The 15,410-nt window shown below is 43.6% G+C and carries 12 protein-coding genes; all 12 read right to left on the reverse strand.

Annotated features, from left to right (window positions below; genetic code table 11):
* Positions 1-80: 80 nt before the first annotated feature.
* Positions 81-1,619, reverse strand: coding sequence for a glycoside hydrolase family 43 protein (locus BLW49_RS00280; protein WP_090722520.1), 1,539 nt, complete (start codon positions 1,617-1,619; stop codon positions 81-83).
* Between the two features lie 169 nt (positions 1,620-1,788).
* A complete protein-coding gene (locus tag BLW49_RS00285) occupies positions 1,789-2,814 on the reverse strand; it encodes an endo-1,4-beta-xylanase (RefSeq protein WP_177178606.1) in 1,026 nt (341 codons plus the stop codon).
* Between the two features lie 65 nt (positions 2,815-2,879).
* Positions 2,880-4,439: a glycoside hydrolase family 43 protein gene (locus BLW49_RS00290; RefSeq protein ID WP_090722521.1), complete on the reverse strand. Its 1,560-nt coding sequence runs from the start codon at positions 4,437-4,439 to the stop codon at positions 2,880-2,882.
* Positions 4,440-5,279, reverse strand: coding sequence for a carbohydrate ABC transporter permease (locus BLW49_RS00295; RefSeq protein ID WP_371264526.1), 840 nt, complete (start codon positions 5,277-5,279; stop codon positions 4,440-4,442).
* A 113-nt stretch (positions 5,280-5,392) separates the two neighbouring features.
* Positions 5,393-6,358, reverse strand: coding sequence for an ABC transporter permease (locus BLW49_RS00300; RefSeq protein WP_076310824.1), 966 nt, complete (start codon positions 6,356-6,358; stop codon positions 5,393-5,395).
* A 143-nt stretch (positions 6,359-6,501) separates the two neighbouring features.
* A complete protein-coding gene (locus tag BLW49_RS00305; protein WP_076310825.1) occupies positions 6,502-8,172 on the reverse strand; it encodes an ABC transporter substrate-binding protein in 1,671 nt (556 codons plus the stop codon).
* Positions 8,173-8,311: 139 nt separating this feature from the next.
* Positions 8,312-9,871 (reverse strand): response regulator transcription factor, encoded by a 1,560-nt coding sequence (locus BLW49_RS00310; RefSeq protein ID WP_090722523.1) that lies wholly within the window; start codon positions 9,869-9,871, stop codon positions 8,312-8,314.
* The gene (locus BLW49_RS00315) at positions 9,861-11,684 is read right to left on the reverse strand and encodes a sensor histidine kinase (protein WP_090722525.1); all 1,824 of its coding nucleotides are present in this window, start codon (positions 11,682-11,684) and stop codon (positions 9,861-9,863) included. The genes BLW49_RS00310 and BLW49_RS00315 overlap by 11 nt, the downstream gene beginning before the upstream one ends.
* A gap of 46 nt (positions 11,685-11,730) precedes the next feature.
* A complete protein-coding gene (locus BLW49_RS00320; RefSeq protein ID WP_090722527.1) occupies positions 11,731-13,257 on the reverse strand; it encodes a response regulator transcription factor in 1,527 nt (508 codons plus the stop codon).
* A gap of 266 nt (positions 13,258-13,523) precedes the next feature.
* The gene (locus BLW49_RS00325; protein WP_076310829.1) at positions 13,524-13,724 is read right to left on the reverse strand and encodes a DUF6440 family protein; all 201 of its coding nucleotides are present in this window, start codon (positions 13,722-13,724) and stop codon (positions 13,524-13,526) included.
* A 55-nt stretch (positions 13,725-13,779) separates the two neighbouring features.
* Positions 13,780-14,526 (reverse strand): ABC transporter permease subunit, encoded by a 747-nt coding sequence (locus tag BLW49_RS00330; protein ID WP_076310830.1) that lies wholly within the window; start codon positions 14,524-14,526, stop codon positions 13,780-13,782.
* A complete protein-coding gene (locus tag BLW49_RS00335) occupies positions 14,523-15,377 on the reverse strand; it encodes an ABC transporter ATP-binding protein (protein WP_090722529.1) in 855 nt (284 codons plus the stop codon). The genes BLW49_RS00330 and BLW49_RS00335 overlap by 4 nt, the downstream gene beginning before the upstream one ends.
* Positions 15,378-15,410 lie beyond the last annotated feature (33 nt).

The following is a 15,410-nucleotide window of genomic DNA, read 5'->3' on the forward strand; positions in this document are numbered from 1 at the left end:
CATCTACATTGTACAACAACTTACACCTATTGAGTACGTCCCAAAATCATCATTCGGGATAGAATCCTGCGCTCATGAACTTATGGCATGATTACGCTGTATTCAAAATTTGAAAAGTCTGCTCTGCCCCCAATTACCTCTGTTGAATAGATAAACAAACCAATCCGGCAGCCCATAAAATGATCCAGCTTGTAAATCATTTTGTGGGTAATGCCTAAGGGTCTCCACTCCGTCCCATCCAAGTAGGCAAAAGAGCATTCGTCTTGATTATCTACAAAATGACCGTAGGCTTTTAATGTAACCACTGGATCAGCTATTGGAATACGTGCATACTCGGTGGCAGGATTCTGATCAATCAAATTGCCGAATATACTTGAGTCCTCACTGCTTCTAGCATGCATGACCAAGTAAAATTGGTCTTCCTTCTTCGTAAGGGCGATCATACCGTATGTACCGATCAGGAAGCATATCCCAGCGTAATCCCCGTTATTCAGACCGCTCCCATCAAGTGTGACGGCTGCTTCACAAGCAGGCCCCATTGAACGCTGAGTCAGTGTATTTACGGCAAACGTCAGATTCGGACTGATCTGGCCAGTCCAGACCCGATAAACTCCCGGTGAATCCGTTACAGACCAGAGGTTCTCATTCGGCGTATGATTCCATTGCCAATAATCACGAAGTCGTATTCTCCCATCCTCACCAGTAACATAATGAAATGAATCGCTTCCTATCAAAGGCTTGTAACAATGCTCTGGTCTGGTGCTCTGGATATCTACTAGCTTCGGAGCTTCGCTTGCAAACTCTGGAACACCGTTATTAAAACGAAGTGGCACCAATACAGGGATACGGCCAACAGCTCCATGATCCTGAAACAGCATTGAATACCAGTCACCATCTGGTGTATCTACGATCCCTCCTTGTGCTATACCGGAATTGAAGTACCCCATATCATCATTGAATACGTCTCCACCAGAAAAGCTCCCTTCCAGAGAGTCTGCCATATAATAGGCCTGTGTCCTCCGTCCCGTCGCCTTCGTTATGTGAATTAAAAACACGTAATATTTCCCATTGATCTTATAAAAATGAGCCCCTTCATAACCGAGGTGATAAGGCTGCTTTTCTTTTACGATGAGGCGCTGTATCCCGTCTGGCTTAGGTCCACTCAGATCAGCATTTAATTCGGTCAGATAGATCTCGGCATTGCCGTGCACAAGATAAATCCGGTCATCTTCGTCAAAAAACAAGGAGCAGTCATGATAAAAACCATCCACATATTGTTTCTTCCAAGGGCCAGATATGGATGTAGAGGTGTACAAATATGTCTTTCGAGTATCATTAGCGACAAAGATGACGTAGAACTTTCCTTGATGATACCTGAGGGATGCGGCCCACATGCCTTTGCCATAAATATGTTGACCGTTCTGGAGCCGCTGTGCGGGAGTGCTGTCCAGTTCGTCGTATACATGCGTTGCTACCTCCCAATGGATCAGGTCATACGATCGAAGGATAACGCAGCCTGGCATCATATGCATGGTTGTACTCACCATGTAATACGTATCTTCTACGCGAATTACGTCAGGATCAGGGTAGTCAGCCCATATAATTGGATTCGAATACATACTTTCATAACACCTCATTTTATTCTAAATATTGAAATCTACTTGACGTTGGCCAAAAACAAGTGCTCCAATAAACAATAACCTTCTCTGCTCGTATCGCCATGGCAGAGAAGGTTATATTTTTCTATGATGCGTAACTCAATGCTTGTTTAGGTTACATATTTCTTGATCAGTTCATGGGCGCAGCTATTCCCGCAACACGCTGATAGGCTTCTTTGGGACGCTGCTTCTCATCGAACAAGAACGGCCAGTTTTTCCGTCCCTGGACAGGGAAATCATCCAGCCAGGTATAATTATCAGCTGCCCCCCAAAATGTCACGGCACTGATGTGTTCGCGATATTCATGAAGCAGACGGAAAATGGATTCGTATCTCTCTGCCTGCAGCTCTAACATGTCCTTCGTTGGATGAACCAGATCCGTACGTCTGTCTTCGAAGCGAAATACAGACACATCGAGTTCAGTAAGCTGCAGCTGCAGCCCGAGCTGTGCATACCGTTCAATTGCGGAACGAATATCGTCCAGAGACGGGGCGTACAAATTCCAATGTGCCTGCAAACCGATCCCATGAATCGGCACGCCTTGATCCAGCAGCGAACGAACGAGTCGATAGATGCGTTCCCGCTTATGCGGATTGGACTCGTTATAGTCGTTGTAGAATAACAGGGCTTTTGGATCTGCTTCATGAGCGAATTCGAACGCTTTTGCAATGAAGCTCTCTCCAGCGATATCGAGCCATCTGGAAGACCGTAGATATGCGCTCTCATCCTTCTCATCATCAGATATCACTTCATTAACGACATCCCAACAATAAATGACGTCCTTATACCTGCCAACTACAGTCTGAATGTGAGAGCGAAGTCTTTCCATCAACACATCACTCTCTACCAGACCACCTGATTCGTTCTCGAACAGCCAATCTGGCGTCTGGTTATGCCAGACTAACGTATGGCCGCGAAGCGCCATGCCCTGTTCTCTCGCGAATGCCGCTATGATGTCTGCATTCTCGAACGTGTACAGATCCTCCTGTGGATGCACACTAGAGAATTTCATTTCATTCTCTGCTGTTAAGCTGTTAAAGTGGTATTTCAGTAATGAACGCTGGCTCTCGATTGTTCTCGGATTCACTGCAGCTCCAATGTGGAAAGCATCCTTGTACAGTGTCTTTAATGGTACCTCTTCTCGATAAGTGTCCATGATTCCCCTCCGTATATTGCTGAATGAATTCACCATCCCAGCTTCCCTGCACTAACGCCTAAGTGCTAGATTATCCCATACTCGAACCAGTCAAAATATGCAGGGGTGCGGCTTACCTGACCATTACCAGTGGCATATAGCCCGACTACTGCGCCAGTGAAGCACATCTTATGCACAAAGTCCTCCGGAGATATTGCACGAGCAGAGCCAGCACCCAAGTCCATCCAGTTCATTCCGTCTGCCGAGCAAGATAGCTGGTATCCATTTTCTGTTGACTTGATTTGGAGTACTAGCTCCTCCATTTCAGTCTCGCTCTCATGCACGCATTGTGACTCTCCACGTACCGTCAGTCGGGCAAAAATCATTCTTCGACCTTCGGACTGTCTAATGCCAAGCTCATAATGCGCATCCTCATCCCGACGAATACACAGACCTGCCTCTTCACCATCGGCAGCCGGACTGAACGACATCGAAGCTTTAAATGTGGCCTGAAGATGCTGCTGTCTTCGTCCGACAAAAGTAATTTGTCCAACATCACTGAGACTTGCCTCTTGGCCATAGAGAGTAAGAAAACCTGGCTTTTCCGAAAGAGAACAGGTTCCTTCTGACGGGTTACGCACGGACATCCAATGTGGCCCTAGCTCTTCATCAAAGTCGTCCCGGCCCTGCGTGATCGCTGATTGGATCTCCGGTTTCGAAGGCTCAGTCATCGGCAAGCGCTGAACGACCATGTCCAGACTTACCGTTCCTTCATTGTTATCAATGTGCGGCCAGCCATCATTCCAAATGACCGGTGCAAGAAACGTTTCCCGCCCGAGCACACTGTATCCGTCTTCGGTCAATCGAACGCCAAGGAATACCGCCCACCAGTCGCCATGATGATCCTCCACTAGGTCGGCATGTCCTAGATACTGGATGGGATGATCCAGATTGCGGTGGGTTAGAATTGGCTCAGGATAGCGTTCGAACGGACCATAAGGATGATCGCTTCTCCCGATGATTTCGCGGTGCTCCTTAGCCGTTCCACCGGATGCAGACATCATATAATACTTTCCGTTAATTTTGTACAGATGCGGCCCTTCAGTCCATGGTCCACCATCCCCATGCCAAACAACTTGAGGTGAGGAAAGTGCTTCTCCCGTCTCAATATTGATCTCGTACTGAATGGCGTGGGAATCGTAATCCGCTCCTTGCTGGGCTGTTACATATACTTTGCCATCATCATCAAAAAACAAGGATGGATCAATACCGCCATAAGGGATACGGATTGGATCAGACCACGGTCCGGCTGGGTTCTTAGCTGTAACGTAGAAATTACCGATACCTCTTACATCTGTCGTAATCATATAAAATGTGCCTTTGTTGTAACGAATTGCAGGGGCATAGATTCCGTCCGAGCTCTTTTGATCGGTCAAATCAAGCTGGCTGACTCGATCAAGAACGTTACCGATTTGTTCCCAATGGATCAGATCCCGGCTTCGAAAAATCGGCACTCCGGGGAAATACTCGAACGAACTACACACAAGATAAAAATAATCTTCCGCCTTCACGATACTTGGATCCGGATAAAAACCGGGAAGGATCGGATTGGCGTAGCGGATTGTTTGTGATTGAAGTTGTGGCATTTATTCTTTCACGCTCCCGACATTTAGTCCAACAACAAAGTGTTTTTGCATGAACGGATATACGAACAAGATCGGCACCGAAGCAACAATCGTAATTGCAGCGCGAATCGAAATCGGCGTTACCTGGGTTGCATGCTCCATCCCTATACCATTCGCTACTGAAGGATTACTGTTAGCATTCATACTTGAGGATAACAGCTTCATTAACTCATATTGGAGTGTGCTCAGCTCTTGAACGGAAGAAGTATAGAGAAAAGCATCAAACCAGGAGTTCCAAGCACCAACTGCGACGAAGAGTGCAATGGTTGCGAGAACCGGTTTACACAATGGGAATATAATTCTCCAGAAAATCTTAAAGTCTCCCGCACCATCTATTTTTGCTGATTCAATCAAACTTTCAGGGATGGTGTATATATAAGTACGGATAACGATCAAGTTGAACGCACTGACCATTGAAGGCAAGACATACACCCAGAAAGAATTAATCAAATTCAGGTCCTTAATCAGGAAGTATCCTGGGATGAGCCCTGCATTGAAGTACATGGTCAGAACAAAAATGGTCGTAATTGGTTTACGGAAAACATACTCACGGCGACTCAGCGTGTAAGCCAGCATAGAGGTCAAGAAAATATTAAGCACAGTTGAAAGAACCGTACGAGCAACTGAAATAAGAAAAGCATTGTAGATTGTACCTGATGCAAACACAGCTTTGTAGTTCTGCAGCGTGAATTCACGAGGCCATAAATATAGACCACCGCGAATTGTGTCGTTCCCTGCATTAAATGAAACGACAACCGTGTTCAGGAATGGGTACAATGTAACCATAACCAGCATAATCATAAAGATAGTATTGAAAGTATTGAACAAAAGCGGTTCGATTCCCCTGCTGCCCGGACGACGGACAGAAAGAGGTATCGTATTTCCTGAACCAGACAATGGTGTTTTTTTCATGATTATAACAGCCTCTCTTCCCCAAGCCGCTTGGCGGTCCAATTCGCTAAGAGCAGGATTGTAATGCTGACTACGGTCTTGAATATTCCTCCAGCAGTCGCTAATGAGTAGTTGCCTTGTGCAATGCCGTATTTAAGTACAAAGATGTCGATCGTTTCAGACCAGTCTACAACCAATCCATTACCTAACAGGTATTGAACCTCAAATCCTGCTTCAAGAATATGACCCGTTTGCATAATTAACAGAATGACGATCGTAGGCTTAATACCCGGCAAAGTGATATTCCACATTTTTTGGTAGCGATTTGCTCCATCAATATCGGATGCTTCATATAACGCTGGATCAATGGATGCGATAGCTGCCAAATAGATAATTGTGTTCCAACCGACTTCTTTCCAAATATGTGAACCCGCAACAACACCCCAGAAATACTTTCCTTCCGTCAGCCATAGTATGGGCTCATTTATTAAGTTCAGCTTCATTAATATATCGTTGACAATGCCATCAGAAGCGAGTGATGTTGCCACAATGCCCGTAACAATGATCCATGATAGGAAATGGGGCAAATAAGAAATTGTCTGTACTGTACGCTTCCACATGACCTTTTTGATCTCATTAAGAAGAAGTGCCAGAATAATCGCAGTAACAAAGCCTAAAATTAAGTTGATAATACTCATGGCTAGCGTATTTCGAAGCACACGCAAGAAATTATCATCTGTAAACAAAAACTCAAAGTGCTTAAACCCTACCCAGGTTTGCTGTGAAAAGCTTCTAGCAGGCTTATAATCCTGAAAAGCCATCGTCCAGCCCCAAATCGGCACATAAGCAAAGGTGATAATGTAAGCAAGCAGAGGAACAGACATCCATATTAGCTGTCTCTGTGCTTTAATGTTCTGCCAGGTCATTTTCCTAATCTTCCGTTTTTTCTTCGGGTTGTGCGGATCGGTTCCCACTACAATTTCCTCCATAATATCAAGCTCCCTACCCATCTTTATAATTGATCGAAGAATGAAAGGACAATTTATCTACTATGATGTCAACAACGGCTTATAACCGTATTTCCTAACAAAATCAGGAAGGAAGAATAACTTCCTTCCTGACGATATTTCGTTTACTTCACTGACCAGTTCTCAATTCTCCATTTCAACACTTCATTGATGCGGTCTTCATATGTCTTGATATCGAGCTTCTGTATCTCGGAAACGTATTCATTCCAAACATTATCAAATTCTGATGTATTGGCCAAAATCGCTCTTGGCAAATATTTGGTAGACAATTCATTCAGCTTTGTGTTCGCAATCTTAGCTGGAGAACCTTCAACAAGGTCAACAGACCATGCCGGGTAATAGATTGGATTCTCTGGCGGATCACTGAAGAAATCCACATAGCTGTTGAATCCGTAAGCATCTAAAACTTCCTTGTCAAACGGTCTCAGACTGGCTTGATATTCTTCTGGCTGATTACTTGCCGAGGTTGCATTACCATCGCTGAAGTATCCTTCCAGCTTCGGTGCAGTAGCATAGAATGCGTCTGCTTTATTGGCCAGTTTCCATGTAGCATCAGCTGCGTTGTCACGCTGTTCCTGCGTCTTCATGAAGCGTCCATCATCATTGACGTAATAGTCCTCGCCTTCGATACCCCATGTCAGTGTTTTTTGCCATTCTTCTTCCATAAGCTTATCGAGCACTTTGATAATTTTGACAGGGTCTTTGGCACTCACTGTAATACCAAAACCATTATTCAGGTTTAGAGCTGCGCGGTCACGATAATAGTCTTTTATACTGCTATCATAAACCAGCGGGAAGCCCACATAAGTACGCTCAATTTTGCCTTGCGTGATAAGTGAATCTTCTGCGCTGCCAAAGTTCCAGTGTTGATCAAACATACCAAGCACAGCTCCGCTGGACAGTTTGGCCATATACTGATCATAGTTCTGCGCAAACGCTTCCTTATCAAGCAAGCCTTGTGCATTGATTTCATTTAGCTTCTGATAGTAGTCTTTGGCATAATCCTTGTCAGCAAAAATTTCTGCTTTACCGTCTTTTACTACCACACCGCCATCATTCGGATGACCGATTAGATGCTGCGGCGGATTCAGCAAGCCCCAGTTCTTCCAATCATAGTTGAGAACCTCAAAACCGATTGTCGGCTGGCCATCAATGGTCGGATATTTCTCTTTGTATTTTGCGATCAAATCAAAATATTCGTCCAGCGTTTTCGGAGTAGGATAACCAAATTCCTTCAGAACCGCTTTTTGAATCCAAAAGGCTGGTCCGCTGTAGTAGGTGTCCGCCACTTCACCGTTGTATGCACCGTAGTTAGGCAGGTAATAGATATGTCCGTCATTTGGATCCTTCATTTGATTCCAGTACTTTTCGTAATGCTTTTTCAAATTAGGTGCGTGTTCCTCAATCAGATCTTCAAGCGGAATGACAGAACCTGCTGCTGTAAGCTTGGTATCCGCAGAGATCAGATCTGGATAATCTCCACCGGCAATCATAACGCCAAGCTTTTGGTTCTTATCACCAGCCAAAAATTCAAATTTGAATGATACGCCCAGCTCTTCCTTCATTTTCTTATAGATCTTGTTATCAGCGGTTGGCTGCTGCCCTGCCTCGTTTAGAAATACCGAGATTTCTATCGGATTGTCGGGCCCCACCTCACTGCCTTCCCCTCCGCTCTCTGATTCGTTTGCACCGCCAGAACATCCGGCCAGCACAACGCTCAATGACAGCAACAATGTTGCTCCTGCGCGGAAAAATCTCTTTTTACTGTCCCCCATAAAGCACCTCCAAAGTTTGATCCTGCTTTAATGTAAGCCCTTTCAATTGAACAATTTCATTATAAAATTATCGCTATTAAGAAACTATATTCGAATTAAAGCTATTTCCGAGAAAAGCTCAGGTCTTCTGGTGTAAGTTTCAATGAAGCTCATTGGAGATGTTTTTCTTATATTCATTAGGCGACGTACCCAGTCGTTTCTCGAAATGCTTTAGAAAATGATGATAGCTGGAGTAACCAACCTTTTCCGAGACCTCGCTATTTTTATACTGATTCGTCTGTAGCAGCCGGCAGGCTTCCTTAATTCGCAGATTATGAAGCAGTTCATTAAAGCCGATTCCATTTTTACGTATCAGTAATTGGCCTAAATAGGCAGGGTGCATAAAGAAATGTTCCGCCAGCTTCTTAATCGTTAATCCCTCTCGGTAATGCGCATGTATATAATCATTAATATCTTGTACGATTCCTTGTGCTTCGTACGCGTTCTCCTTAAGTAAAAGCTCGAAGCAGACTCTTCCGCACGATTGAAGCATTACAATCAAATCGTTGAAGGTCAGCAGAACTTCATCTAGATTTGGAATGTCGAACAGAAGGCTGGAAGGTGATCCTGCATCCTCTCCTAGTTGAACCCCCATGTATGCTCGAATTTCATGAAGCACGTATATTACAAATTTACGGGCCTCGTCCGGGTGAACCCGCAGCTTGCGAAAGGATTGTTCAATAAGCACCACAACGGACTGGTAAGCGGAATGATCAATAAGCTGAAACGCTCGAAGTATTTTTTCCAGTAGCTGCACCTGATCGTAATGCCATTGAAATGCAACATCCTTGAGCTCGTTATAATCCATAATTAAGGTCTTATCCGCTTCATAAAAAGCATGCAGAAGTGCTTTCTCTGCTGCAGCTCGGGAATGGCTGATACGAGTGAGAGAGGATTCGGCTTCTCCCATCGCCATAAATACACGAAAGCCCGCCAGACGGCGAGCCAGTTCCTCCAATCGCTTTTGAACAGTGTCTCCTGTAACCAGGACTTTAAGGTCAACATCCTCATATACGATGGAAACCAGATTATACTGCAAGCGAATCATATACATGGCTTTAGATCCGTTCAAGCACTCCTCAGCAATATTGCTCCACCGCGCATAATCTTCCCAAGACCCTTGAATCAGGCATACGTTCCATAGATCTGATGACTGTGATAGAGACTCAAGCAAAGAAGTTTCCTCTGAAGATAACTCTTCACCGATCAGCGCTTTCTTCAGCATCAAATGTTCCTGCTCTCTCCGAGCGACCTGGCCAATATAGTGCTGTTTCTGCTCCTTCATCAGTTCCTGTCCCATTTGACGGATCTCCTGCTCCGCCTGTTCCTCATCAAGCGGTTTTAGCAAATAACGGGAAACTCTGTATTTTAGCGCCTTTCGAGCATAATGAAAATCGCTGTATCCTGTAAGAATGATGAATTTGGTTGACTGATGACCTCTGCGTCTCCATTCCTCAATCATCTCCAGGCCATCCATAACGGGCATGTGTATATCGACCATCACAAGATCTGGCCTCAGCTCCTCCAATTGTTTCAAACCTTCGGCTCCATTTGTGCAGACCCCACACACCTCGAAGCCAAGATTTTCCCATGGAATTAATAACTGCAGGCCTTCAAGAGCCAAAGGCTCATCGTCAATTAACAGCACTTTAAATTCCATCGTCAAAGCCTCCTTTTTCTAACCGACGTTCCAGCAGCTGCAATGGAATTTCAAAGGACACCTCGGTCCCTTCCCCGATCCTGCTTACCAGATTAAATTTCACTTTATCGTCATAGTACAATTCGAGGCGACGATATACATTACGCAGCCCAATATTGTAGCCTCCGCTCTCTTCCTCACTCCGCATATGATATAGAACTTCTTGCAGCCGCTCTTTGTCCATACCCCTGCCATTGTCGAATACAACGACACGAAGATGGTCACTTACGATATCCGCTCGGATCTTCACACAGCCAAGTCCTTCTATCGCTTGTATACCGTGTTTACAAGCGTTCTCTGCCAGTTGTTGTATACTCATTTTCGGTATTTTATAAAGTTTTGCCTCATCGCTGATATCAATGTAGTATTCAAATTTATCCCGGAAACGAAATTTCTCAATCCCCAAGTACATGATTGTAAAGCTCATTTCCTCCTCCAGCGTGACCACATCGTCCTTCCAATTCAGTAGACGACGAAGCAGCTTGGACAGATCCTTAATAATATCCTTGACCTCCACATAATTATTTTTGGTACTAACCACAAGGAGTGCATTCAACGTATTGAATAAAAAATGAGGGTTCATCTGACTTTGCAGCAAATTAAGTTCAGCCCGGATGCGCTCAGTCTCTTGGCTTCGTTGCTGAATTTCAAGCTTATATACATCGTTGATTAATGACTTAATTTGAGCAGTCATCATATTGAAATTGCGAATCAAATGACCAATCTCGTCTTGCCCGCCGTCTATATTAATCAGCTCAAATTTCTCATTCCCCACTTTTCGCATGTGCCTTGATAGTCGCTTCACCCGATAATTATAGGAACGGAGCATAATATAAATGAAAATAGAAGTCACAAGGGTAATAATTCCCGCTAGCATTCCAAAATAGAGCTGCATAGATAACATAGCTTGTTTAACACGCGTTTCCTGAGGCACACCAATTAACTTCCAGCCTTTTACATAGCTGGCTTTGCCTATCGGAACAATATGTATGTCTTTTTCTTCCAGATTACTTATATCAAACAACGCATAGTCGTTATCCACCTCGCCATGATATTTGTCATCTGCAGACACAATGATTTGATTCAAGTCATTAACTAGATACAGTTCCAGTGAACTTTTTTCTCTTGCAAGCACGTCATAGAAACGACTAAGGTAGAAATCAATGCGTACCAGCTTCTTGTAAGAATTGTGCGCGTAATAATAGTCCATTTTTTCAATGATGCTTAAATACGAAGCGGTAGCAGCACGGTTATTGGCTGCCTGATCGCGATATGCGAGTACTTTTAGAGATTTATCCGCTGCTTCCCACTGCTTATACCAAGTACTTGAGCGCATTGTACCATCCAGAACATAATAGTCACCGCCTGGTACAATAGTTGGATTATCCGTGTAGATGCCAATGCGCTGAATTTGATTATTGGTCGGAATATAGGAGGTCACCCGGTGGCGAAGCAGATCATCAAATGTGCTGTAGAAATCTAGCTGCCCATCGTAGACCCGATCCATGGATTCCGACAGCAGCTTGTCCGTAATTAAGGCATGACTGACAGCAATACCGCCGTCAATCATCGTATGAATGTCCTTCCTTGCCCTCTCCAATGATATCTGCAAATTATGCTCCTCCCGTTCCTTAATCAGCTCTGACATACGATCCATGAACAAGTAATAGCTGGCAAGAATGGGAAGTAAAATTCCGATGACATAAATCAGCATAAATTTGTAATTTAAAGGAATATCATTCACAAAGCTGCGGAACCTGAATTTTCTGAACATGTTTATATCGCCGTCCTTCAGTCATGCTTCATAACCTTCTAATATCCTATTGTAGTTTTCTATATTGCGATGGTGCCATTCCAGTCATTCGCTTGAACTGACTTATAAAATAATCAGTACTCAGATAACCCGAATGCACAGCAACGTCAGCAATGGTCATACAGCTTTGACGCAGCAAACGTTTTGCCTCATCAATTCGCTTATCATTTAAATACTCCCGAAAACTCTTGCCCGTCTGCTGTCTAAATGCTTGCCCTAAATAGTTGGCGTTCATATGAAATTTCTGTGCTAGCTCCTGGAGCCGCAAATTCTCTCGAAATTCCTGATTGACATACTGCTCTACTTGAAAAATGGTGCTGAATTCCTTTCGTTTCCGTTGTTCCTGAATCTCCTTCACAGCCGTGCGGCTTAACATTAGACCGTACTCCAGAAACCTAGGAAATGAGTTAATCCCCGTGATGTCACCTGCCTCATTCTGAACATGCTGTATAAAGGCGTCTACATTCCCCTCCAGTTCCTTCAACTGCCTGAGAACGCCCATTTCAAGAGCAATCAATTGAACCCGAACGTATTCAATATTTGACACAGTCAGCTCAGATTGGGGATTCGCTAGCAGCGCTTGCACCTTCAATTCCACCTTGTCCGTCTCGCCTGCCAAAATGGCTTCCATAAGGTCTGCGAGTGCTTGTTGATTTACTTTAGCCAGGCTATCGTTCGGTGGCAAGTCTTGATCGCGAACAAAACCGGTTTTATATTGATAGCGCTTCCATTTGAGCGCAAATAAGGCTTTTTCATATGCTGAACGCATGGCGCCTGCTCCACCTAATTGATATCCAAAAGCCACGATAATTGCGCCAGAGTTAGAATATGTCTCAAACAGATTTCTGCCGAGCTCCTCAAGCCGCTTCAAGGAATTATTAATGTCGACAGCAAACAAACCTATATTTCCTTCGGAATCCGTAAAAGGTATGGAGCATCGTGTTCCTGCAAAACTTTGTAAGTGCTGCTTAACATCTCCCATACAGTTATCCGTTGAAATCAGAAGACAAGCCATGTTCTCATGACCTTCCATTTGTAGTGTTCGATTCACTTCGTCTTGCAGTTCACTGCTGTCATCCCCTTGAAGCAGGCGATTGAACAAACAATTTACATATAACGCATGCTCACGATGATGAGCTTCTGCTGAAGCGTGCTCCTCCACAATTTTACGTCCGATTATATCCAATACGCCTTCAATCTCCACTTCATCAATCGGCTTGAGCAAATATTCCTCTACACGCTGATTCAGCGCTACTTTAGCATACTCAAAGCTGTCATATCCGCTTAAAATAACAAATTTGGGCGGTCTGTCCATTGTTTTTTTGGAACGTTCTATTAATTCAAGGCCACTTACAGAAGGCATGTGAATATCCGTGATTACAAGATCCGGTTGAAGATTCTCAATCTTGGCCCAAGCATCATTCCCGTTCTCGGCCTCCCCGCAGATTTGAAAACCATATTTGTCCCAATTGACCATGGTTCGCAAACCTTCGAGTACCCAAGGCTCATCATCTACCAACAATACATCCATCATTCATGATCTCCCCCTACCATTGAATGAATATTACATCCCAATCTCCATTTAAGCTAGTAGTATCTTATAATTATCTAGGAGCTTTTAACCAAATTACAACAAACAATACTTTATATAACGTCCAAATCTTTACCAATTATAACGAATAAGGTTATCTTCGGAAAGCACCTGCCTAATCATATAAAAAGATCAGCCATTATTACTGGCTGACCTTATCTTTTAACACGGTTTAATTCTACGCTGAACGTTTCTTCCCGTAGAGCTCCCTATTGATCCGTTCCTTCGACTGGATCGACAACAACTTTTCCATCCGCATCCAATAAAGGGGTAAGTCCGCTGCCTTGTGGATTCCATACATGAAGATAATTCACACCGGTTTGACGATCCACCAAAATATAGAGCAAGCCATGCTGATAATTTTGTAACAGCTTTTCATCAAAACGTTTGTCCCCTTTTTTACTAAACATCAACTACCACTCCCTAACCAGATTATATATTACTAACGTTCAGAAATTCGGATGGTTAACGATCCAGTCCGTTCTTCTTATATGCATACACAAATACGACAATTGAAATGATGAGCCAGCCGGTAAGAACACTAATATCTCTCAGATTCCAATGGTAACCACCATCAGCAAATATACTGTTGGTAAAGTTCGTCAAGACACCTGTGTAAGTATAGTTCAATATGGCCGACAAATCTTCATGGAACAGCTTGACTGCAGGGACAGAAGTCAATATTACCGTAATTGGCATCGTCACTAGCGCCGTCTGTGCCTGGTTATTTGCAAATATGCCAACTATATATCCAATAATCAGGCTTATAAAGCTGGCAGCTGTTGTCATCAACAAGAAGCTTCCAAACTGCACCTCCGCGAATGAGGTTCCACTCACCGGAATCATCAGAATGTTAACGATAATGAGAATAAATAAGGGCGGCAGCAAAGTCCCGATGAGATACTCTACGCCGTTTACCGAGGATGTCATGAGTACTCTTAACGTATTTTTTTCTTTTTCTTCTGCGAGTGGACTGCTGCTCATGGAGATGCCAGCAATCGCGATATTAAATACAATCCCAAAGCTTAGCACAAATGCATTCGTTGAGAACGTAATCCCTTCACTGCTTACGTCTAAATCAGGTAATAAACTTCGGGTTGCAAACACAAAGCACAGGGCAAGAATAGGTGCTAATATAACACCTGTATTATTGATAATAGTCTGAAATTTCATTCCTGTAATGGCTCTTATTTTTCTTAATGAAATGCTCAATGTAGTTCCCTCCCTGTCAATTCCAAGAAGACTTTTTCAAGTGTCGGTTCGTTAGAATGTATCGTAACAAGCTGATCATCAGCCATCCATTGATTTATTTTTCGGCCAGTTTCTTCGGAATGCGGTAGTGTCAGCTCCCTCTCATCCTTTAACAAAATGTGATAACTCTTATTCTGATTGTACTTGAGACATAGTGCTTTCGGTGTTCCATACTCTACAATCAGCCCCTCATTTAACAGTGCAACATGATCACACAACGTTGATGCTTCCTCCATGTTATGGGTCGTTAGAAAAATAGCGGTACCATTCTCTTTTAACTCGATTAGTAATTCATGCACAGAAATGGCTGTACTCGGATCTAACCCGCTTGTAGGTTCATCCAGAAAGAGCACCTTCGGCTGATGCAGAATCGCTCGTGCCAGAACTAAGCGCTGAGTCATGCCCTTCGATAATTTGCCGGCGAGTTTACGCTTGTGCTCAAATAAACCAACTCTCTGTAGAAGTGAATCTACACGTTCTTTCTTAACCCCCAATATATTGGCGAACAAATTCAAGTTGCTGTACACCGTCATTTTTTCATAAATGCCACTATGATCTGTAACCATACCCATCTGTTCATAAATACGTTCGTTCATTTGTTCAACTGGCTTACCTAACACGATAGCTCTTCCTGAAGTTTGTGCTAATTGTCCTGTCAATATTTTGATTGTTGTTGTTTTCCCTGAACCAGAAGGTCCAAGAAAGCCAAAAATTTCTCCCGACTGAACTGAAAAATCGAGCCCTTTCAGCGCAGACTCGTCTTTGAATTTTTTGGATAATTGTTCAGCATAAATCACAGTGTTTCTGTCCATTCGCTCTTCTCTCCTTCGCAAATATTGAAAGAT

The sequence above is a fragment of the Paenibacillus sp. PDC88 genome (genome assembly GCF_900106725.1).
In the GTDB taxonomy this organism is placed as follows: domain Bacteria; phylum Bacillota; class Bacilli; order Paenibacillales; family Paenibacillaceae; genus Paenibacillus; species Paenibacillus shunpengii.